This is a genomic window from Peribacillus huizhouensis, from assembly GCF_014138605.1.
Classification (GTDB): Bacteria; Bacillota; Bacilli; order Bacillales; family DSM-1321; genus Peribacillus; species Peribacillus huizhouensis.
This window is the reverse complement of record NZ_JACJHX010000012.1, coordinates 129790-149813: the sequence shown is the minus strand read 5'-3', so window position 1 is coordinate 149813 and position 20024 is coordinate 129790. Positions and strand designations below refer to the sequence as shown.

At 37.8% G+C, this 20024-nt stretch carries 22 protein-coding genes; 6 read left to right on the top strand and 16 right to left on the bottom strand.

The window, feature by feature from the left end:
* Positions 1 to 319: 319 nt before the first annotated feature.
* The gene (locus HNP81_RS17155) at positions 320 to 1186 is read right to left on the bottom strand and encodes a nucleotidyltransferase-like protein (RefSeq protein ID WP_028390316.1); all 867 of its coding nucleotides are present in this window, start codon (positions 1184 to 1186) and stop codon (positions 320 to 322) included.
* 177 nt (positions 1187 to 1363) lie between these two features.
* Here HNP81_RS17155 and HNP81_RS17150 point away from each other — a divergent pair, with 177 nt between their 5' ends.
* On the top strand, positions 1364 to 1723 hold the full coding sequence (locus tag HNP81_RS17150; RefSeq protein ID WP_028390315.1) for a YgzB family protein: 360 nt from the start codon (positions 1364 to 1366) through the stop codon (positions 1721 to 1723).
* A gap of 142 nt (positions 1724 to 1865) precedes the next feature.
* Here HNP81_RS17150 and perR read toward each other — a convergent pair whose 3' ends face one another.
* The 8 genes from perR to HNP81_RS17110 form a co-directional block, all read right to left on the bottom strand.
* Positions 1866 to 2303, bottom strand: a complete 438-nt coding sequence (gene perR, locus HNP81_RS17145) for a peroxide-responsive transcriptional repressor PerR (protein WP_152534688.1) — start codon at positions 2301 to 2303, stop codon at positions 1866 to 1868.
* A 168-nt stretch (positions 2304 to 2471) separates the two neighbouring features.
* Entirely contained in the window at positions 2472 to 3416 is a 945-nt protein-coding gene (locus HNP81_RS17140; protein WP_182503399.1) for a D-2-hydroxyacid dehydrogenase, read from the bottom strand.
* A 189-nt stretch (positions 3417 to 3605) separates the two neighbouring features.
* Positions 3606 to 4715 (bottom strand): aminopeptidase, encoded by a 1110-nt coding sequence (locus tag HNP81_RS17135; protein WP_182503398.1) that lies wholly within the window; start codon positions 4713 to 4715, stop codon positions 3606 to 3608.
* A 12-nt stretch (positions 4716 to 4727) separates the two neighbouring features.
* On the bottom strand, positions 4728 to 5198 hold the full coding sequence (gene bcp, locus HNP81_RS17130) for a thioredoxin-dependent thiol peroxidase (protein WP_182503397.1): 471 nt from the start codon (positions 5196 to 5198) through the stop codon (positions 4728 to 4730).
* 73 nt (positions 5199 to 5271) lie between these two features.
* On the bottom strand, positions 5272 to 5694 hold the full coding sequence (locus HNP81_RS17125; protein WP_028390310.1) for a potassium channel family protein: 423 nt from the start codon (positions 5692 to 5694) through the stop codon (positions 5272 to 5274).
* A gap of 321 nt (positions 5695 to 6015) precedes the next feature.
* On the bottom strand, positions 6016 to 6801 hold the full coding sequence (locus tag HNP81_RS17120; RefSeq protein ID WP_182503396.1) for an ABC transporter permease: 786 nt from the start codon (positions 6799 to 6801) through the stop codon (positions 6016 to 6018).
* 4 nt (positions 6802 to 6805) lie between these two features.
* On the bottom strand, positions 6806 to 7597 hold the full coding sequence (locus HNP81_RS17115) for an ABC transporter permease (protein WP_182503395.1): 792 nt from the start codon (positions 7595 to 7597) through the stop codon (positions 6806 to 6808).
* Between the two features lie 46 nt (positions 7598 to 7643).
* Entirely contained in the window at positions 7644 to 8651 is a 1008-nt protein-coding gene (locus HNP81_RS17110) for an ABC transporter ATP-binding protein (protein WP_182503394.1), read from the bottom strand.
* Between the two features lie 115 nt (positions 8652 to 8766).
* On the opposite strand from HNP81_RS17110, the gene HNP81_RS17105 reads away from it, so the two are divergent.
* The 3 genes from HNP81_RS17105 to HNP81_RS17095 all read left to right on the top strand — a co-directional run bounded on the left by HNP81_RS17105 (position 8767) and on the right by HNP81_RS17095 (position 11943).
* Positions 8767 to 9072, top strand: a complete 306-nt coding sequence (locus HNP81_RS17105) for a hypothetical protein (protein ID WP_028390306.1) — start codon at positions 8767 to 8769, stop codon at positions 9070 to 9072.
* 142 nt (positions 9073 to 9214) lie between these two features.
* Complete coding sequence (locus HNP81_RS17100; protein ID WP_028390305.1) at positions 9215 to 10513, top strand: glutamate-1-semialdehyde 2,1-aminomutase; 1299 nt, start codon at positions 9215 to 9217, stop codon at positions 10511 to 10513.
* Positions 10514 to 10866: 353 nt separating this feature from the next.
* Entirely contained in the window at positions 10867 to 11943 is a 1077-nt protein-coding gene (locus tag HNP81_RS17095; protein ID WP_028390304.1) for an FUSC family protein, read from the top strand.
* Positions 11944 to 12043: 100 nt separating this feature from the next.
* Here HNP81_RS17095 and HNP81_RS17090 read toward each other — a convergent pair whose 3' ends face one another.
* The 5 genes from HNP81_RS17090 to fabL form a co-directional block, all read right to left on the bottom strand.
* A complete protein-coding gene (locus HNP81_RS17090) occupies positions 12044 to 13807 on the bottom strand; it encodes an ABC transporter ATP-binding protein (protein WP_182503393.1) in 1764 nt (587 codons plus the stop codon).
* 96 nt (positions 13808 to 13903) lie between these two features.
* Positions 13904 to 14431, bottom strand: a complete 528-nt coding sequence (gene ntdP / locus HNP81_RS17085; RefSeq protein WP_028390302.1) for a nucleoside tri-diphosphate phosphatase — start codon at positions 14429 to 14431, stop codon at positions 13904 to 13906.
* Between the two features lie 242 nt (positions 14432 to 14673).
* Positions 14674 to 14928 (bottom strand): YgaB family protein, encoded by a 255-nt coding sequence (locus HNP81_RS17080; protein ID WP_182503392.1) that lies wholly within the window; start codon positions 14926 to 14928, stop codon positions 14674 to 14676.
* Between the two features lie 417 nt (positions 14929 to 15345).
* Positions 15346 to 15717: a gamma-type small acid-soluble spore protein gene (locus tag HNP81_RS17075; protein WP_182503391.1), complete on the bottom strand. Its 372-nt coding sequence runs from the start codon at positions 15715 to 15717 to the stop codon at positions 15346 to 15348.
* Positions 15718 to 15914: 197 nt separating this feature from the next.
* Entirely contained in the window at positions 15915 to 16664 is a 750-nt protein-coding gene (fabL, locus tag HNP81_RS17070; protein ID WP_182503390.1) for an enoyl-[acyl-carrier-protein] reductase FabL, read from the bottom strand.
* 277 nt (positions 16665 to 16941) lie between these two features.
* Here fabL and yfhS point away from each other — a divergent pair, with 277 nt between their 5' ends.
* The gene (yfhS, locus tag HNP81_RS17065; RefSeq protein ID WP_028390299.1) at positions 16942 to 17133 is read left to right on the top strand and encodes a mother cell protein YfhS; all 192 of its coding nucleotides are present in this window, start codon (positions 16942 to 16944) and stop codon (positions 17131 to 17133) included.
* Positions 17134 to 17262: 129 nt separating this feature from the next.
* Here yfhS and mutY read toward each other — a convergent pair whose 3' ends face one another.
* A complete protein-coding gene (mutY, locus tag HNP81_RS17060; RefSeq protein WP_376766758.1) occupies positions 17263 to 18372 on the bottom strand; it encodes an A/G-specific adenine glycosylase in 1110 nt (369 codons plus the stop codon).
* Between the two features lie 298 nt (positions 18373 to 18670).
* Between mutY and HNP81_RS17055 the strand changes: the two genes are divergently transcribed.
* Positions 18671 to 19651: a metal-dependent hydrolase gene (locus HNP81_RS17055; protein ID WP_182503389.1), complete on the top strand. Its 981-nt coding sequence runs from the start codon at positions 18671 to 18673 to the stop codon at positions 19649 to 19651.
* Between the two features lie 99 nt (positions 19652 to 19750).
* On the opposite strand, the gene HNP81_RS17050 is transcribed toward HNP81_RS17055, so the two are convergent.
* Positions 19751 to 20014, bottom strand: a complete 264-nt coding sequence (locus tag HNP81_RS17050) for a YfhJ family protein (RefSeq protein WP_182503388.1) — start codon at positions 20012 to 20014, stop codon at positions 19751 to 19753.
* Between the last annotated feature and the right edge of the window lie 10 nt (positions 20015 to 20024).

The window sequence follows — 20024 nt, the reverse complement described above, 5'->3', positions numbered from 1 at the left end:
GGCACGCCGCCAGCGTTCGTCCTGAGCCAGGATCAAACTCTCCAAAAAGTGTTTGACTTGCTCATTTGTTTTTATAGTGTGTACTCACTTAAATTAAAACGTTGGCGCTTTGTTTTGTTCAGTTTTCAAAGAGCAAATCAATACTTCTAAGTCTCAAAAACGACTTTATTAAATTAACACGTTATCGCATGTACTGTCAACATGTTTTTTTGAAAGTTTTCTGAGATGTATCTGCGCCGCTGTGAAAGCTTGTGTCCCTCAGCGACGTATATAAATATATCATTATAAAAACATAAGGTCAACAACTTTTTTAAAAAAATTATCGTACTTTATAATTACGATGATAAACTTCATTTCCCTTAGTCTCTGTTTTAACAACTTCAATAATAGTCTTATCTATTAAGTATTCTAACAAAACACTTAAATCAACAGCATAATGAACGAGTTCAGGATGATCCATTAATTCTGATATGCTCCAGTAACCCTGTCTTTCTTTCATTATTTCTAATAAATGCTGTGAACCTGTTTTGGTTCTAGAATAGATAAGAAATTCACTAGCGAGAAACAAAAGTTCAAGCCTTTTCTCGATTGTTTCCTCACTGTTTACGAGTTCTTCATACAATTTAAAAATTTCAGGTTCCATACATTTAACCTGATTCCAGACCGTTACTTCTGGATAAAAACCTTGATCAATCACTTCTAATCTAGCGAGATGATGCAAAGAATGGACCACATGATTATATGCATCTAAATAATGACCATCTTCAAAAAATGCTTTTCCATCCATATATCTTCTTATTAACTTAGCAAACTCTATACCGATCTTAATTTTCCGTCCATAGAAAGGAAACTCCCGAAGCTCAGTCTTAAGTTTGTAGAGATATTCATTATGATCATAGAGAATTTTACCATTTTGAAGCCAATCGACTACTTTTCGGTTCGTGCCCAGCAATAGCCATTCTTTTAGTTGTTTTTCCTCAACAATATGCAGAGCTGCTTTTTGATTTTTGTATGTATAGTGCTTTAAAAAAACCGGTTCATCTGCTTCATTTACAATTACAAATAAAATGTAATCGAAGGTGTCTGTATTTGAACTTGTGTTTTTCCTTTTTTCTATTAAAAGTATGCCAAGTGTTGACTTTATGCTTGCCCGCTCTTGATAAATCGGACGAAGAATATCTTCCATCTCTTAATTCCCCCAATAAATTGTGGTATGTTTATTTGTTCGACATTTCAACTATAATCCCTGCAACAGAACAATCTTTTATAGATTTTTTCCTTTACTTTATTCTCTACATTTTTACTGAATATTCTCTTCTTTCCCAGTGAAATATGATATAGTAAAATTTCAGGAGGGACAACTATGGCGAAATATTCTAGTAAAATAAATAAAATCAGGACATTTGCTCTGAGTCTGGTCTTCATCGGTTTTATTGTGATGTATGGAGGGATATTTTTCAAATCTCATCCAATAGTTATGACGATTTTCATGCTGCTTGGTCTTCTATTTATTGTAGCTAGCACAGTCGTCTATTTCTGGATTGGTATGCTCTCAACAAAAACGGTGCAGGTCATTTGTCCAAACTGTAATAAGCCTACAAAAATATTAGGCAGAGTAGATATTTGTATGCATTGTGACGAAAGTTTAACGCTTGATAAAAGTCTTGAAGGTAAAGAATTTGATCAAAAATATAATCGTAAACAAACTCAACAAGAACAATGAGAGGCGTCTCCGTCTCTTTTCTAATGCTATCAATTAACTAACTATGATCGAACCATTTAGACTGTGTAAGGTCATTATGTAGATAGTTTTACTAGTTACTACACTAAAAAAGGTTCCTGCCTTAGTTAAGGCGGAACCTTTTTTAGTGTAAGCTTTTTCCTTGGCAAGCTGGACAATCTCCGTAAACTTCTAAACGGTGGGTATTCACTTTAAATCCAGTTACCTGTGAAGCAAAGTGCTCAACTTCTTCTAACGCCGGATAGTGAAAATCTACAATTGTCCCGCACTTTTCACAAATCACATGGTAATGGTTTGTTGTGACAAAATCGAAACGTGCAGAGGAATCCCCGTACGTTAATTCTTTAACCAGGCCAACTTCACGAAATACTCGAAGATTATTATAAACTGTTGCCACACTCATATTTGGAAATTTACCTTCCAATGCTTTATAAATATCGTCTGCAGTTGGGTGAGACATCGAGTTTATTAAATACTCAAGAATTGCATGACGTTGAGGGGTGATACGTACTCCGGTATCTTTCAATGATTCCAACGCTTCTTTTAATATCTCTTGGGACACCGTTATGCACCTCTTTTTCTTATCAAGTAGATATTCTTACTTTAGAATATTTATAATTAGTGTACCTTTGGTTGGCTTACTTTGTCAATGCTTCTCGTATGAAACAATCGCATTTCCTAGGATATCGATTTAATTTTATCATACTGGCTCCTTTTCTTTACAGCCAAATCAATATCCTTTTTCTGGATCAACCTCATTCACAAAATTTGATTTTCCTTCGAGATAAATAGCCAGATTTTGTTCAAAAATCTGGAACGCACGTGGAAGGTACTTATAAGATCTGCTTGATAAATGAGAAGTCACAGTCACATTATCCATTTCCCAGAATGGATGATCCTTCGCTAGTGGCTCAGGATCGAATACGTCGAGAACCGCATGAGCGATTTCTTGATTAGCAAGTGCTGAAAGCAGGATATTCTCGTCTACTACGTCTCCTCGGCCAATATTTACAAATACCGCAGAATTCTTCATCGCCTTAAAGTGTTCTGATTTCACGAACCCCTTCGTTTCATGTGTGGACGGTAAAATGGATATAATATAATCCGCTTGCGAAAGTTCAATTAAGATATCCTTTTTTTGGACGATACGATCCATATATTCAGTTGGCCTACCACTTCTATTCAAACCTACCGTCTTCATATTAAAAGCTTTAGCGATACGGGCAATTTCACCACCGATTGCACCTGTCCCTAGGATAAGCATCGTCTTTCCATTTAATTCGCCTACCCTAACATCACGATCCCATTTCGCATTCCTTTCATTTTCAAGCAGCAACCTTCCTTTTTTTTCGTGGAGAAGCACCATAGCGAATGTATATTCAGCCATCGGGATTTTATGTATGCCACGGGCATTTGTTACAAGAATATCTCTTTCGATAATCACCTCGAAAGGCATTTTTTCAAGACCTGCAGACATGACCATGATCCATTTAAGCTTGGGCGCATTTCGAATATGTTGATTTTCTAAATCTTCACCGTATGTAATTAAAACTTCAGCCTCAGATAATGCACCTTTTTCAAGATCCTCTTGAAAGTGAAAGTCAATATCCGGGAACTTTGTTTCTAAATCTGTTTGAATTGTTTTTGATGGCACAATTGTTGATAATACTAACATATGAATTCCTCCCATAAATTATTGTTTTCTATTTAGACGATTTATGGCACCATCCTTTATTTTTTTCATAAAAAACCGCGAGCACTAGGCCCGCGTAAGTTATTCCGAGGAGGTATTCCCATACTTTAACATATTCAATGATAGAAATATTGAGTTGGACAAAAGCCTTTTCCAAGAAAAATAGGCAGGCTATATTAATTGATCGGGGTTTAATCCTTCTAGCTCCGGCAACGTAAATAGGCCGTCCTTGCGGATGCAAACATCGTCAAAATAGATTTCGCCTCCACCATATTCCGGACGTTGAATTAATACCATATCCCAATGAACGCTAGAGCGATTTCCATTATCTGCTTCTTCATAGGCCTCACCCGGTGTGAAGTGAAGACTTCCGCAAATTTTTTCGTCAAAAAGAATATCACCCATTGGTTCTGTAATAAACGGGTTTACTCCAATAGCAAATTCACCAATATAGCGGGCACCTGCATCTGTATCAAAAATTTCATTCATTTTTTCCGTTTGATCAGACTTAGCTTCGATCAACTTACCTTCTTTAAAGGTTAATGATACATTCCGAAAAGTCATGCCTTGATATGGACATGGGGTATTAAAAGTAATCGTTCCATTGACACTATCCTTGATCGGAGCGGTAAATACTTCCCCATCTGGAATATTATTTGTACCTGCACAAACAACAGCTGGAATACCTTTGATTGAAAAAGATAAATCTGTTCCTGGTGATACAAGACGGACTCGATCAGTCCGTTCCATTAATTGTTTTAAAGGCTGCATAGCACGGTCCATTTTTTCATAATCAGCCGTACTTACTTCCAATAAAAAGTCCTCAAAACGACTTAAGCTCATCCCCGCTTTTTGTGCAAGACCCATTGTTGGGTAATTGAGCAGCACCCAACGACGATTATTGACATAAAAGAATGTCGACTGCTTCATCGCTTCACCACGAATTCGATGCTTCTCTGCCGGGACTTCTGAAAGCTCGGCATCATTTTCTTCTCCGTAGGCAATGATGACTGCATCTGTATCTTCATATTTTTTTAACATCCAGGATGCTAGCGTTTCAAGCTGTTCCCTTTCATACCCCATCGCTAAATGACGGTTTAATTCATCATCCATAATATCAATGTATGGATAGGCTCCTAGTTTATACGTTTCATCAATTAATTCTTTCATCAACGGTTTTGCATTGTAATGCCCTCTTATTAATACTCGCTCACCCGCTTTTAGTTTTATCGAATGTGTCAAAAGGAGCTTTGCCAGTTTATTTAGTCGTTCGTCTCTCATCGTATCCCTCGCTTATTCTGCTTTGTTTCGCAAGTATTCGAGCGCTTCTTCAACATGGCCTTTAACCTTTACTTTACGCCATTCTTTGACTAGTGTTCCTTTTTCGTCGATTAAAAAGGTCGAGCGTTCTATTCCCATATATTCTTTGCCGAAATTTTTCTTTAACTTCCATACTTCATATGTTTCAGCCACTTCATGATGTTCATCCGCTAATAATGTAAATGGCAGGCCGTGTTTGTCGATAAATTTTTTATGGCTAGCAATAGGATCCGGACTGATTCCAAGGATAACCGCATTAAGCTCTCCAAACTGTGTATGCTGATCTCTGAAATCACATGCTTCTGTTGTACATCCTGGTGTCATATCCTTCGGGTAGAAAAAAAGAACGATATTTTTCCCTAGATAGTCAGATAATGAAACTTCCCCGCCTTCACTTGCCTGAAGTGTAAAATCCGGTGCTTTTTCTCCTACTTGTAATGTCATTTTGATAGCCTCCAGTTTCTATACTATATGTTCTATAAATTAGGGTACCTAATTTTATCAGCAAAGACAACTTTCACCTCTTGTTTCGTTCATACTGATCCATCTCGCTGCTCACCGTTCGAATTACGAAGGCTACCGGTAGTGCATAGCCGACAAACGCTTGAATCGTCGCTACCATTCTTCCGATCCCAATCGGACTGATATCACCGTAACCGACAGAAAACATTGTCATCGCACTGAAATAAAATGAGGTTTGTAATTGTTGGAAGAAGTCCCCTTCTACTCTCTTGCCATTATCAAGTATGACTGAATGATTTTGCAGTTCAAATAAAAGATATATTAAAGCAAAACCAATTAAGATCGTGGCATATAGATTAATCGCCCATCCAAGTGTTTCCATCGAAAACCGTTTCTTATCACCGGTAGTCAAGAATAATGTACGAATACTCATGACCATACAAAAAATAATAGCAATGAACAATGCATAAAAAGTCATTCCCATTCCTCTTTTCACGATAAAGTGAAACTTCAATCAGTGGGTTTTTACGGGCAGTAACCCCCACCTACACTTCTTCGATTACTCTCTACACCTTAAGGTGGGGGTTACTGCCCGTTAATGCGGGATAAAGTGAAACTTTCTTCGGTTATACCAGGATAAAACTCCCTCATACTATACCTACTCCTTGTCCAGCCCATATATGCGAAAAGGAACGAAATTGGGGTCAGACCCTATTTCCCAAGTTTCTAAAAACTCAAAAACCCTTGTTATATCAAGGGTTTTTGAGTTTTATGCAGGGGTCAGACCCCATTTCCCGGTTTAATTCCCGGCACCTCGGTATTTGCGTACCCCTTTATTCCAGATAAGGATGGCTAGCATAAAGAAGATGATTCCGATTAATGGTGTTGCAAAGGAAAAAGCGTACCATTCTTTTTTCCCAAGGAAGTAGGCGGCTGGATATACGCCTACAAAGGCGAACGGTAGTACCCACGTTAACAGAAAGCGGATGACTTTATTGTAAATATCAACCGGATAGCGGCCATAGTTACCGATATTGTACATCATTGGCATAATGGAGGTTTTCGCATCCGACCAAAAACCAATACTCGCAATAGCAATGAAAATAGCCGCATATGCTAGTGCTCCACCAATCGCAAATAAGATAAACAAAAACGGATCGTACCAATTAATGGATAGGTTTAAAGAAGTCCCAGCATACATGACAATCACGAGTCCAGTCACAACACCAAAAAGCGATTCAAGCTCCATTCGCTCAAGAATAACTTGAAACAAACTATGTATCGGCCGTGTTAATATCCGATCCATCTCCCCTTTCACAATATATCGTTCATTGAAGTCCCAAATGTTAAAAAAGGAACTGAACAAAGCAAACGGAATAAGAAAAAAACCATAAATAAAGATAATTTCATCACGGCTCCAGCCGCTTAAAAATTGTGTATGTCCAAATACAACAAGGATAAAAACTAAGTTCACTGTCTGATTTAGCAAGTCAGAAATCATTTCTACAACAAGATCAGCTCTGTATTCTAACCGAGTTTTCATATATTGGCTCATATATTGAAAAAACATAGTTACATAAAACATAATTTCAACCTCCCTGTATGATCAACTGTTTTTTCGCAGCTGTCCAAAGTAGTCGAATAGGTACCAACAGAACAAGCACCCAAACTGATTGTTGAAGTAGTGCATAAACGATTTCACCGCCAGTAAAACCATTGGTAAAAATCATACTTGGGATATAACTAATCCCTTGAAACGGCAAATATTTCATAATGTCTTGAGCCCAAAATGGATAAAAGCTAATCGGTAATATCAAGCCTGAAAACAGGTCAATGATAACCCTTTTGGCCCGAATTAATCCTGCGTTATTATAAAAGAAGAACGCTGTAATCCCTGTGAGTAAATTAATCTGTGTGTTAATAATAAAGCTCAACAGCAACGATAGACCGAATAACCCCCAGCTTGCCGGGTGATGAGGAACCTGAATTGGAAAAATAAGTGCAACCAAAATCATCCCTGGAACTGAAAAGAAAAAAAATCGAAAAATCCCCTCTCCCAATCCTTGCATCGTTTTCATACCTAAATAGTTGTATGGTCGAATCAATTCAATCGCTACTTTTCCCTCTTTAATTTCAAGCGCGATTTCACGATCGATATTATTAAAATAAAATGCACGTGCCATCCATGCAATCGCTACATAAGTTGTCATTTGGATGCTCGTTAATCCTTCAATAGAGGATTTTTCTCCGTATATCGCATTCCATAAAAAATAGTAAGCACCAATATTAATGCTGTATATTAATATTCCCGTATAATAATCAGTTCGATATGCCAGCATCATTAAAAATCGCATGCGTATCATCTCTAAATACTTTTCCAAGATTTGAGCTCCTTTCTATTGAGTACGAACGAGATTTTTCACGTAATCAATTCATACCTTTTTCATAAATATTACGAACAATCTCCTCAATCGATGTTTCATGTATTTTCACGTCTTTAATTTTAAAATGAGAAACTACAGCAGAAATCAGTTGAGAGATATTTTCATCTTCTCCTTTTATATTAGCAATATAGGTTTGATTTTTTTCGTCATATTCCCAATCAGTAGAAAACTGAAGTGGAAGAGAATTAAGCTCAGATAGGTTTACATGATTCATAAACTGAAAGTGAATTTCTTTTTCTTCAGCCCAATTGTTTTTCAAAGCATCAAGCTCACCATCATACACAATTTTCCCTTCATCTAGCATAACAACACGGTTACACAGTGCTTCAATATCCCCAAGGTCGTGTGTCGTCAATAAAATGGTCGTATTGTATTTCTCATTAATTTCTTTAAGAAATTCACGGATTTTCAATTTAACCAGGACATCTAGTCCGATCGTCGGTTCATCCAAAAACAATAGCGGTGGATTATGTATCAATGCTGCAGCTAATTCACAACGCATGCGCTGACCAAGGGAAAGCTTCCGAACGGGTTTATCTAATAAAGGGCCGATGTCTAGCGTTTTTATGACATGCCCCATATGCTCGTTATATTGCTCGTCCGATACTTTATACACTTTCTTCAGTAATCTAAATGACTCTTGAACAGCAATATCCCACCATAATTGAGATCGTTGCCCAAATACAACGCCGATCGTCCGTGTAAATTTTTCCCGTTCCCGATGTGGGTTCATTCCATTTACGCGCAATTTTCCTGAGGTGGGTTCTAGGATTCCCGTCAGCATTTTAATCGTTGTCGATTTTCCCGCCCCATTTTCCCCAATATAAGCTACCATCTCGCCTTGTTTTACAGTAAAATTAATATCGTTTACTGCTGGGACAATTTTATAATTCCGTGTCAATAAATCACGAAATGCACCTTTTAAACCTGTACGGCTGGAATACGATTTGAATTCCTTCCGCAGTTGAGATACTTCAATTGCATTATTCATGTAATATTCCTCCAATTGCCTTAGTTACCCAATGAATTAGTCTATCCAATGCTCTGTTGTAAAACAATAAAAATGCCTAATAGGATGTAAAACCCGTGAAAGAGAGTTGAGTAGATTGAATGAAATCGGTTCTGTACAACAATTAATATTATCACAAGTTGAAAAGTTAGCTCAAAACAGTGGTTACGATTTTCTTTTTGAAGAAAATTACGGAGAGTTATTAGCACAAATTATCGAGAGAGATGATTCTGGTTCTATCACCGAAACTCCATTCAGTTTTAAGTTATTTGTTAATGAAGAAAAAGGTACAGGTAAAATTATACCCTACAACCCAAAAGGTGAACTACGTCACCAGGAATTCAACATCGACAAGCCACAAACGATTATCGCACTTCTCACCTTCATCCAGATGCATCTTTAGGGATCAGACCCTATTTCCCGGATTTTCTCCCCCTCGCAAACTCACTTGCAGCAAGGGTTTTTGGATGTAAATGCGGGGTCAGACCCCATTTCCCGAATTAATGGTATGATAGGAATGAAGTTATATTAGGAGGTTGATTTAAATGAATTTTACGAATTCAGAGAGTTTACATAAGGAAGCGTTAGAGCATATTGTCGGGGGAGTAAATAGCCCTTCTCGTTCATATAAGGCCGTTGGCGGAGGGTCGCCAGTAGTAATGGAGCGCGGTGAAGGTGCATATTTCTGGGATGTAGACGGTAATAAATATATTGATTACTTAGCTGCGTATGGCCCAATCATTACGGGGCACGCACATCCCCATATTACAGAAGCGATTAAGAAAGCGGCTGAGACAGGAGTCCTTTTCGGAACACCTACTCCCCATGAAGTAAAGTTCGCAAAATTGCTTAAAGAAGCGATGCCATTTATGGATAAAGTTCGTTTTGTCAACTCAGGCACTGAGGCAGTGATGACCACAATTCGTGTAGCGCGGGCTTATACAGGGCGCGATAAAATTATTAAATTTGCCGGCTGCTACCATGGCCACTCTGATCTTGTCCTCGTCGCTGCTGGTTCTGGACCAGCAACACTTGGCACACCTGATTCTGCTGGTGTAACGAAATCAATTGCAAAAGAAGTTATCACTGTCCCATTCAATGATATCGAGCCTTTTAAAGAAGCACTAAATAAATGGGGAAGCGAAGTCGCAGCTGTCCTTGTCGAACCAATAGTCGGTAACTTTGGCATCGTGGAACCGAATCCAGGGTTCTTAGAAGAGGTTCTTGAATTAACACACGAAGCCGGTGGACTGGTTATATTTGATGAAGTCATCACTGCATTCCGTTTCTGTTACGGTGGTGCCCAAGACATGCTCGGAGTTCAGCCAGATTTAACTGCGCTCGGAAAAATCATTGGCGGCGGACTGCCAATCGGAGCATATGGTGGTAAAAAAGAAATCATGGAAACTGTCGCGCCGCTTGGACCAGCCTATCAAGCTGGAACAATGGCTGGTAACCCAGCTTCAATGTTATCGGGTATTGCCTGCCTAGAAGTTCTTAAACAAGAAGGCATTTATGACGAATTAGATCGATTAGGCGCAATACTTGAAGAAGGTATCCTAAAAGCGGCCGAAAAACATGGTACGGAAATTACGATTAACCGTTTAAAGGGTGCTTTAACGATTTACTTCACAAACGAAAAAATTGAAAACTACGAACAAGCAGAAAATACAAATGGAGAAGTATTTGCGAAGTTTTTTAAACTTATGCTTCACCAAGGTATCAATCTTGCACCTTCAAAATACGAAGCTTGGTTCTTAACAACCGCTCATACAGAGGAAGATATCCACGATACTTTAATTGCAGTTGAGCATGCATTTAAAATGCTTAAGGAACAAAAATGATCCTAAGGGGTTTTCTTTAACTTCTACTATTCCTCTAAACCTTGAGGTGGGCTTTATTGCCCGTTAAAACGGGTAAAACGTAAACACCTTATTTTTAAGTCAGCTCCTCTCATTTTGAAATGATGAGGAGCTCTCATTATACTTTACCTCCTTCTTTTTATCTATCTTTCCAAATTTAGCTATACATTTACAGATTGTACTTGAAACTACACTAATAACCCTGTATATTACATTATTGTTTACTTATATTCTTTTCCGTGTAAAGTAGTACATAAACGAACCTTTACTTTCATAATTAAATAATTACCGCATACATGTATAGAAAAGAACTGAAAAAGAAAGGAATTTAACTCATGAAGTTTGGTGCCCGCATAATTAAGACGGGAATCGCAATTGTTTTGGCTTTATTTTTAGCTCAAATTCTAAACCTTCCAGCTCCAGTGTTTGCTGGGATTTCTGCTATTTTTGCTATTCAGCCGACGATTTATCGATCTTTTAAGACAGTGATGGAGCAAATACAAGGAAATATCATTGGAGCAATCGTCGCCGTTTTATTTGTAATACTCTTTGGGAATCATATATTTATCGTCGGGTTAGCTGTTGTAATTGTCATTACGATAAACTTAAAATTAAAAATGGAAAGTTCCATAGTTCTGACCATAGTTACAGTCGTCGCGATTATGGAAAATCAGCAAGGTAACTTCCTGGAATTCGCATCGTTCCGGTTTCTGTCCATTTTATTAGGAATTCTTTCTTCATTCATTGTGAACTTGGTATTCATCCCGCCAAAGTATGAAGCTAAAGTATACTCACAAATTAGTAACACAACCGAAGATATCTTAAAATGGATTCGAATTAGTACACGCCATGCCTCAGAGCATACGCTACTAAAAAAAGATATCAGCCGTATCAAAGACGAATTATTAAATATGGAACAGCTTTTTTCCATGTTTAAGGAGGAACGTAAATACAAGAAGGAAAACATCTCTACATCCAGAAAGCTTGTCGTATATCGTCAACTAATCATCACGACAAAAAAAGCCTATGAAACCTTAAGACGGATTCATAAATTTGAAAATGAAATTAGTATGATGCCTGATGATTTTCAGTTGAGGATCATTCAGCATATTGATTGCCTTATTTACAAGCACGAAGAAATGCTCCTGAAGCATATTAGGAAAATTCGAACAGGGAGTTACGCGGAAGACTGGATGGAAAATTGCTTAACTAGGGAAGAACTTCTCGATTTATTTTTCAAACAGCATAATGAAATGGATCATGAGCTGGCTGAACTCTCCACTAGATTAGTTCCACTAATCGCATATATTAATGAGTATGACGAACAACTCGAGCATCTTGAAAAGTTAATTAACAGTTTCCAATCGTTTCATAAAGACGAAAACCATGTATCAGTAAAGCTAGATGAATAAGCAGTCTTAGATTATTAGATAACGAAAAAAGAGGATGACATCTGTCGTCCTCTTTTTGGTTATCGTTAAACTTGACATCAAATTCCCCATAATCTCTGCGTCAATTTGTAGAGTAATCTATTAAGTTGAGTTGTTGAACTTGAAATAATTGGTAATAACGACCTTGCAATTTCATTAATTCATCATGTGAACCTATTTCTGCTATCTTCCCTTGATCAATTAGAACAATCCGATTCGCATGAGTGATTGTCGATAATCGGTGAGCTACGATAAACATAGTTCGTTCTTTGGCTAATTTTTCAAGGGCTTCTTGAATAAGATGCTCACTTTCTAAATCCAATGCAGATGTTGCTTCATCCAAAATAAGTAACGGCGGATTTTTTAGGAAAACCCGGGCAATAGCTACCCGCTGTTTCTGCCCACCTGATAGCTTGACTCCACGTTCACCAACCTTCGTATCGTATCCTTCCGTAAGGTTCATAATAAATTCATGTGCATTGGCAGCTTTGGCCGCCTCTATCACTTCTTCATCCGAAGCATCTGGTTTACCCATTAAAATATTCGCTTTCACAGACTCACTAAATAAAATATTATCTTGTAGCACCATCCCAATTTTGTCCCGCAAACTGCGCACCTTAAAGTCACGAATGTCTTTTCCATCGATTAATATTCTTCCTTTACTAACATCATAAAAACGTGGAATCAAACTAATCAGCGATGACTTCCCTCCTCCACTCATTCCAACTAATGCAATCGTTTCACCTGCAGTTACATCAAGCTGGATATTAGTCAGTACTTCCGGCTCATTGTCTGCGTAAGCAAATGAGACATGATCAAAGGTAATGTTACCATTAACGTATTTTAATTCAGTAGCCCCTTTTTTATCATCAATATCATATTTTTCATCTACCAATTCAAACACTCGATCCATCGATGCTAATGTTTGCGTCATAGTCGTTGAAGAATTGACGAGACGACGCAACGGATTATAAAGACGATCAATAAAGCCAATAAATGCGACCATCGTGCCCAATGTCAAATTCCCATGAATCACCTCATAGCCTGCATAGCCGATTACAATAAGCGGAGAGATATCAGTAATTGTGTTCACTACAGCAAACGATTTCGCATTCCACCCCGTATGCCGAAGGGCTTTATCAAGGAAATTCTTATTTTGTTTATTAAATCGCTCTTGTTCATAATCTTCGATGGCAAAACTTTTTATCACCGGCATCCCCTGAACTCTTTCGTGTAAATGACTTTGAAGATCCGCAAGAGCCTGAGAACGAATTCTTGTATAACCACGCAATCTACCAAAAAAATACTTGATTGAGAAAACATAGAATGGCAACATAATTAAACTGACAATTGTTAACTTCGCATCCATTGTAAACATAATCGCAACAGAAAAGAATATCGTCGCAATATCAAGCCATAAATTCATTAACCCAGTTATGACAAAATTCTTCGTTTGTTCTACATCATTAATCACCCGGGAAATCACTTCCCCAGCTCTTGTGTTGCTATAATACTTAAAACTGAGCTTTTGAATATGGGTGAATAGGCTATTGCGAATATCATAGAGAATCTTTGTACCGGCCCATTGTGCAAAATATTGCCGATAATATTCAATCGGTGGGCGCAGCACAACAAAGACAAACAGCATAATCCCAATGACCCAAAACAGCTGATTTGTTTTTTCATCTACAGACATAGAACCAGCAATAATGTCATCTACAACATACTTAGATAAAAGCGGAATCAATAACGGAATGGCAAATTTCAGCAAACCAATTAATATTGTACCTGCGATTTGCCACTTATAAGGTTTTACAAATTGCAAATATCTTTTTATACTCTCCACAGAAATCCTCCATTTTTACTATAGTGTAGTTTTCATAAAACCCACACTGATTGTTGATTCGAAAGAAAAACCTGTTGGATGGGCAACAGGTTAAGCTCAACGGTAGGTCAAATATCTTTCATACCACGAATCGATAAATTCTGCAGAGAAAGGACCTTTTCGTTGACGAATCATATAGATTAAATAATCAACATTCGTTCTCAATATTTGATCGATTTCTTCCGGGTAATTCATTTCTTTCCGATGTCTCTCATACTCATCCTCATCCAGCAGATTAAAGGTCATATCTGGAAACACCTTAATATCCAGGTCATAATCAATGTACTTAAGCGCTTCCGAATCATAAATAAACGGCGAGCTAATATTACAATAATAATAAACACCGTCTTCTCTCAGCATGCCAATCACATTGAACCAATACTTCGAATGGAAGTAACAAATAGCCGGCTCTCTTGTAATCCACGTTCTTCCATCAGACTCTGTTACCATTGTGCGATCATTAGCAGCGATGACAAGATTCTGTGTCCCTTTCAATACGGTGGTTTCTTCCCAGATTCGGTGGATATGACCGTTGTGCTTATAACTCTGAATTTGGATCCTTCCTCCTTCGGTGGGAATCTCCATATTAATTTTCCCCTACTTTCTTTTAACAACATCTGATTTAAGTTCATTTGTATATACGCCTGTCAAGTTTCCTATATCTCCTTATTATAGCGATTTATCGCAAATTTTAAAACAAAAGAGATTAATCATTCAGTAAAAATGTGTAAAAAAACGGCGAAAGCAGTGAAAAACATTGATTTTCCATGTTTCTACTGCTTTTATTCGTTTTTACTCATCTTGACCAATAATTAATCTCTACATTATTATTTCACGGTTGCTAGTTCATTTTGATAATATTGGATAACATCTTCGGTTTGTTTTTCAAACTGACTTTGAATATCATTTAGCTCTTGTTTCATTTGCTCTATTTCGTCTTGTAGAGTACCTAACTGCGATTTTCGTTCTAAGTCATATAATTCTTTCTCAATCTCTTGGCATCGTTCCAATTCTGTTTGTAGAAATAATAATTTATCCATCGTTTTTAATTGCTCATTAATCAGCCTGTCAAATTCTCGCATTTAGGATCCCACCTCACCGAAAGAATTTTTATCTATCGTAATGTATTCTTGGTTCATAGGCAATTTCCTTTAAAAGATTATGTAGAGTTAATAGAAGTTTTGTCGTTAGATTATTTATGTGGATAATCGGATTTTATCGAAATATAAACTTACACTTTTTGTTTAAGACTGTTTCCGTATACATTGTGGTTTTTAAATTATTTTTACACTACTATCCTGGGCTGATTTCTGTTCCAGCTACTCGCTTTCCCCGAGCGGTCTCTAAAAGCCTACTCAACGCTTCACGGCAGGTGTCCCGCATCTTCCAATCAACATCTGTTCGAATTTGTTACTTGCTAAAAACACAATAGAGCCTTGTTTAAAAAGGAAAAGACATCCTCGAATAAGGATGCCTTTTCACAGATGTAAATGATTAGCTTAAAATTGGTTTTTGTTTTTTTGAGCTTCAGCTTGTTGATTTTGCTTTTTAACTTCTTGAACATTCGTTTCACTTGCAAATTCAGTACCATATTGTCCTGAACCTTGAGCGCCGCTGCTTTTACCAGCTGCCGCTTGTTGATTTTGTTGCTTTACTTCTTGAACATTCGTTTCGCTTGCAAATTCAGTACCGTATTGTCCTGCACCTTGAGCACCGTAACTTTTACCAGCTGCCGCTTGTTGATTTTGTTGCTTTACTTCTTGGACATTCGTTTCGCTCGCAAATTCAGTGCCGTATTGCCCAGAAGCTGCACCACTATTTTGTTTTTGCACATGTTGAACATCTGTGCCTGCTTTTGTTTTCTTTGCCATTCGTAATCACCTCCACGAATAATAAGATAACCAGGAAGGCTGTTAGATATCCATAATTTTAAAACTAAATTTATCCAATTACTGTTTCCTTGTACACTAAGGCTCTGTTAAACTTGCCTGTTGGATTTCCAGTTCAGGCGTTCGCTTACTGTTCCAATCATTATAGTGCCAAAATCAACAATGAGCTTTAACAAAGCCTACACTAAAAGAGAGATTCCACCATCTACAATAATAGTTTGACCGCGAATCATACTTGCATCTTCAGAAATCAAAAACATGATTGTTTTGACCATATCATCCATTGAAACAATTCTTCCAGCTGGCGTTTCAGCAGCAGCTTCTGCCAATAATTCCTCGCGATTCGGAAAATGCTTAAGTGCATCCGTATCAATAACACCACCTGACACCGCATTAACGCAAATATTCATTGGTGCCAGTTCAACAGCAAGATAACGGGTTAGTGCTTCCAATGCAGCTTTGGACACCCCAACAGCTGTATAGTTTTTTAAATAACGTATCGAACCGAGAGAACTGATACTAACCATCTTGCCAACGCCGTTTTTCTCCATAAGCTTTGCAGCTTGTTGTGCGCAGAAAAGAAAAGCTTTACTATTAATATCCATCGTCCAATTCCAGTGGGACTCCTCAAGTTCCATGACAGGTCTCTGAACGCCCGAAGCTGCATTGTTAATAAATACATCCAATCGACCAAACACTTCTTCGATTTCTAAGAACATTGCTTTAATTTTTTCAACATCTCCAACATTCGCCTTCACAACCAATGCCTTTCTGCCGATTGCTTCAATCTCTGCTGCTACTTCCAGTGCTTTCGATTTACTACGTGCATAATTAATCACTACGTCATAGCCTGCCAATGCAAGCGCTAATGCAGTACTTCTTCCAAGTCCTTTACTACTTCCTGTTACAAGTGCTACTTTTTGTGTCATAAATTGATTCATCCTTCCAAAGTTAAGAATAAAGTTTGCGTTTAATATAAAAAATAGAATGATTTACAAATCAAATATGGCGGTAAAACACCACCATTTACCAAAAAGGATCGACCCTGTAGCACGCTACACTCATTTATTCACAATGGGAGCGGCGCGAAGCAGGATTTCGGGGACCTTCTAAAGTAAAAAAGTCTACCTGCTAATTAGAGATTATTAGCAAGTCGAGAAGCCCCGTCCCATGTCCTTTATACAATACAATAAGGAGGTTTCAAATATGTATGTTGGTCGTGATATGACAGAATTATCGATGCTGCCAAAGTCAGAGTGGGAAAAAGATGAACTTGCTTTTTTTCATCACTCTCTTCAACAAATGGTACCTTATTTAAACCAAGAAGGACAAGTGATTCATCGAGAAATTGTGGAGGAAATCGTAAATCGCGGCGGACTGAATAGTCAGAACATGTGAAGAATGCGTTCTGTGCAATACTTTATGTTCCCTAATCACTTACAACTAGGAAGGTGCCTCAAAAAGGGGCTGACCTCGCACTAACTCACTTGGAGTCTGCCCCTTCTTCTTGGGACGCCTTCTTCTAGTTTACTTTTTTTTCTCTTTATAAGCCGCCATCATTTTCTGATGTGGGACAGGAAATGCATACTGTTCAATGTCGATCTCACTTACCCACTTGAATTGATGTTTTATCATAAGATCCTCGTCCATTTCTGTTGAAATAACTCCAGTAAATGTATCAACATTCCAAACAAGATGTGAGAAAACATGCTCTATCTTTACTAAAAGCTCGCCCAGCTCTGATGTTACACCTAGTAATTCTTCCAATTCCTGATTGAAAAAATCGCGCTTTGCCAAAAGACCGGTGTGAATTTCAAAGTTAGGGAATTCCCAGAGATTAGCCAATAAACCGTCACTTGGACGTTTATGAATTAAAAATTCACCATTATGATTCGTAAGTATTGCCGCTACAAGTGGTACCTTACGAGTTTTTTTCTTTTGAATTTTGATTGGTAGCTCTGATTGGACACCTTCTTTGAATGCTTCGCAATGCTCCTGTACCGGACATAATAAACAGGCAGGCTTTCCTGGCGTACAAATTAATGCACCAAGCTCCATAAGTGCTTGATTGAAAAAAGATGTATTATCATGGTCAATCAAATCTCGAACCGCTGCTTCGAAAGTCTTCCTCGTTTTTGGCTTAGCAATATCTTCACGAATTAGTAAAATACGTGAAAATACGCGCATCACGTTCCCATCTACAGCTGGTTCTGGTTTGCCATATGCTATGCTTAAAATCGCACCTGCTGTATATGGTCCTACTCCTTTTAATTTTGCAATTTCTTCAGGCGTATCCGGAACAACACCGCCATACGATGCCTTCACTTCTTTTACAGCGCTATGCAAATTTCGAACACGGGAATAATAACCTAAACCTTCCCATGCCTTTAAAACACGTTCTTCATCTGCTTCTGCGAAATCATCAAGTGTCGGAAACCAATCCATAAACCTATTAAAATAAGGAATCACGGTGTCTACACGAGTTTGCTGAAGCATAATTTCAGAAACCCAAACTCGGTATGGATCTTTGTTCTCACGCCATGGCAAGTCTCGATGTTCACTTGCAAACCAAGAAATTAAGTCATGTTGAAATTGTTTTCTATCTATTGTCTTTAATGCAGGTATTTCTTCTTTCACATTTATGCCTCCAAGATGTTAACCTCATAAAAAAAGGGGAATATAAATAAAGATGAACGTACATTTTATTTCTAACAAAGTATATCATGTGATTGAATGATGTATAGTAGGATAAATGGGAAACTTCCCACCAGACGTTTTTATCCCCTCCAATTATTTAAAACTGGGATAAATACGTTTTGAAATATTCTGTGATAAAATAACGGTATATGATCATCGATAATTTAAATCCGGATGTTATTAATAAGCGATTCATCACACGTAAGCTACTACAATCAAATACAAAGGGGTTGGCTTTTTGGATACAGGTACTCACTTTGTCATGGGAATCGCTCTTGGAGGACTGGCCACTTTAGATCCTATCGTGGCAGACAACGCACTCACTGCTCAAGCAGTTATGTTTGGTACAATTATTGGTTCCCAGGCTCCAGATATCGATACCATACTTAAATTACGGAACAATGCTGTCTATATTCGAAATCATCGGGGAATTACCCATTCCATTCCAGCTGTATTACTTTGGCCAATATTAATTACTGGCTTTCTTTATAGTATATTTTCTTCTTCTAATCTTCTACACCTTTGGCTCTGGACCTTTTTTGCAGTATTTCTTCATGTATTTGTTGACATTTTTAATGCCTATGGGACGCAAGCCATTCGGCCGATTTCGTCAAAATGGGTAGCATTTGGCATTATCAATACATTTGATCCATTTATTTTCGGGATTCATGTTGCCGGTCTTATTCTTTGGGGCTTCGGTTTTCCGCCTGGCTACACATTTCTTACGATCTACTTTATACTGCTCATCTACTACATCGCTCGCTTCCGAGAACAACGTTTCATAAAGGCAGCGGTCAAAAAAGAAATCCCAACTGCAACAAAGATTATTTTATCACCTACGATGCGCTATCATCGCTGGAAAGTTGCAGTTATCTCCGAGAAACATTATTATGTAGCTCGTGCAGAAAATGGAATTGTGACAATTCTCGATACATTTAACAGAATTCCGCTACCCGATAGTGATATTCTCCACGCAGCGAAACATGATAAAAATTTAGCCGCTTTCTTGTCTTTTTCACCAGTATATCGCTTCGAAATTGCTGAAATCGATGAATTTTTCGAGGTTCGGTTTATAGACCTTAGATACCGTAGCAACGGATTTTACCCTTTTGTGGCTGTTGTTCATCTGGACCATGATCTTCAAATTAAAAATTCCTATACAGGCTGGATATTCAGCGAAGATAAATTGCGCAAAAAATTGAAGCTCATTCCACTTTAAAAAAGAATGATCCAAAATGCAAAGGGTCAAACCCTCGCGACTACTATACACAGTGATTGCGAGGTCAGACCCTTTTTTTGACCCTCTATTTCGTGAACATCAAATCTCATTTTTCCCCTGCAGCAAATGACGATATTTCGGATTTTTCGCAACAAAATCATGTAGTCGCTCACCATAATTGTCAATCCATTGTGTGACAACCTTCAAAGTCATTTCCGCTCCTGCATATTCATGTCCAGCTTTCGCATAAGTTGCTTCAAAATCTTCCCAAAATAACTCTACCCAAGTTAATGCTTGATCATATGTGATTTGATTATTTTTTTGTAACAATCGTTCAATTAATTGTTCTTTATATTCTTCCATCAATGTACTC

Coding starts and splice junctions, on each gene's coding strand:
- HNP81_RS17140 (WP_182503399.1), bottom strand. CDS start 3,416: ATGTTAGTATTATCAACAATTGTGCCATCAAAAACAATTCAAACAGAT.
- HNP81_RS17095 (WP_028390304.1), top strand. CDS start 10,867: ATGAAGTTTGGTGCCCGCATAATTAAGACGGGAATCGCAATTGTTTTG.
- HNP81_RS17080 (WP_182503392.1), bottom strand. CDS start 14,928: ATGCGAGAATTTGACAGGCTGATTAATGAGCAATTAAAAACGATGGAT.
- HNP81_RS17110 (WP_182503394.1), bottom strand. CDS start 8,651: ATGAATAATGCAATTGAAGTATCTCAACTGCGGAAGGAATTCAAATCG.
- HNP81_RS17125 (WP_028390310.1), bottom strand. CDS start 5,694: ATGACTTTTTATGCATTGTTCATTGCTATTATTTTTTGTATGGTCATG.
- HNP81_RS17150 (WP_028390315.1), top strand. CDS start 1,364: ATGGCGAAATATTCTAGTAAAATAAATAAAATCAGGACATTTGCTCTG.
- HNP81_RS17050 (WP_182503388.1), bottom strand. CDS start 20,014: ATGGAAGAATATAAAGAACAATTAATTGAACGATTGTTACAAAAAAAT.
- yfhS (WP_028390299.1), top strand. CDS start 16,942: ATGTATGTTGGTCGTGATATGACAGAATTATCGATGCTGCCAAAGTCA.
- HNP81_RS17120 (WP_182503396.1), bottom strand. CDS start 6,801: ATGTTTTATGTAACTATGTTTTTTCAATATATGAGCCAATATATGAAA.
- HNP81_RS17155 (WP_028390316.1), bottom strand. CDS start 1,186: ATGGAAGATATTCTTCGTCCGATTTATCAAGAGCGGGCAAGCATAAAG.
- bcp (WP_182503397.1), bottom strand. CDS start 5,198: ATGACATTACAAGTAGGAGAAAAAGCACCGGATTTTACACTTCAGGCA.
- HNP81_RS17100 (WP_028390305.1), top strand. CDS start 9,215: ATGAATTTTACGAATTCAGAGAGTTTACATAAGGAAGCGTTAGAGCAT.
- fabL (WP_182503390.1), bottom strand. CDS start 16,664: ATGACACAAAAAGTAGCACTTGTAACAGGAAGTAGTAAAGGACTTGGA.
- HNP81_RS17075 (WP_182503391.1), bottom strand. CDS start 15,717: ATGGCAAAGAAAACAAAAGCAGGCACAGATGTTCAACATGTGCAAAAA.
- HNP81_RS17135 (WP_182503398.1), bottom strand. CDS start 4,715: ATGAGAGACGAACGACTAAATAAACTGGCAAAGCTCCTTTTGACACAT.
- ntdP (WP_028390302.1), bottom strand. CDS start 14,431: ATGGAGATTCCCACCGAAGGAGGAAGGATCCAAATTCAGAGTTATAAG.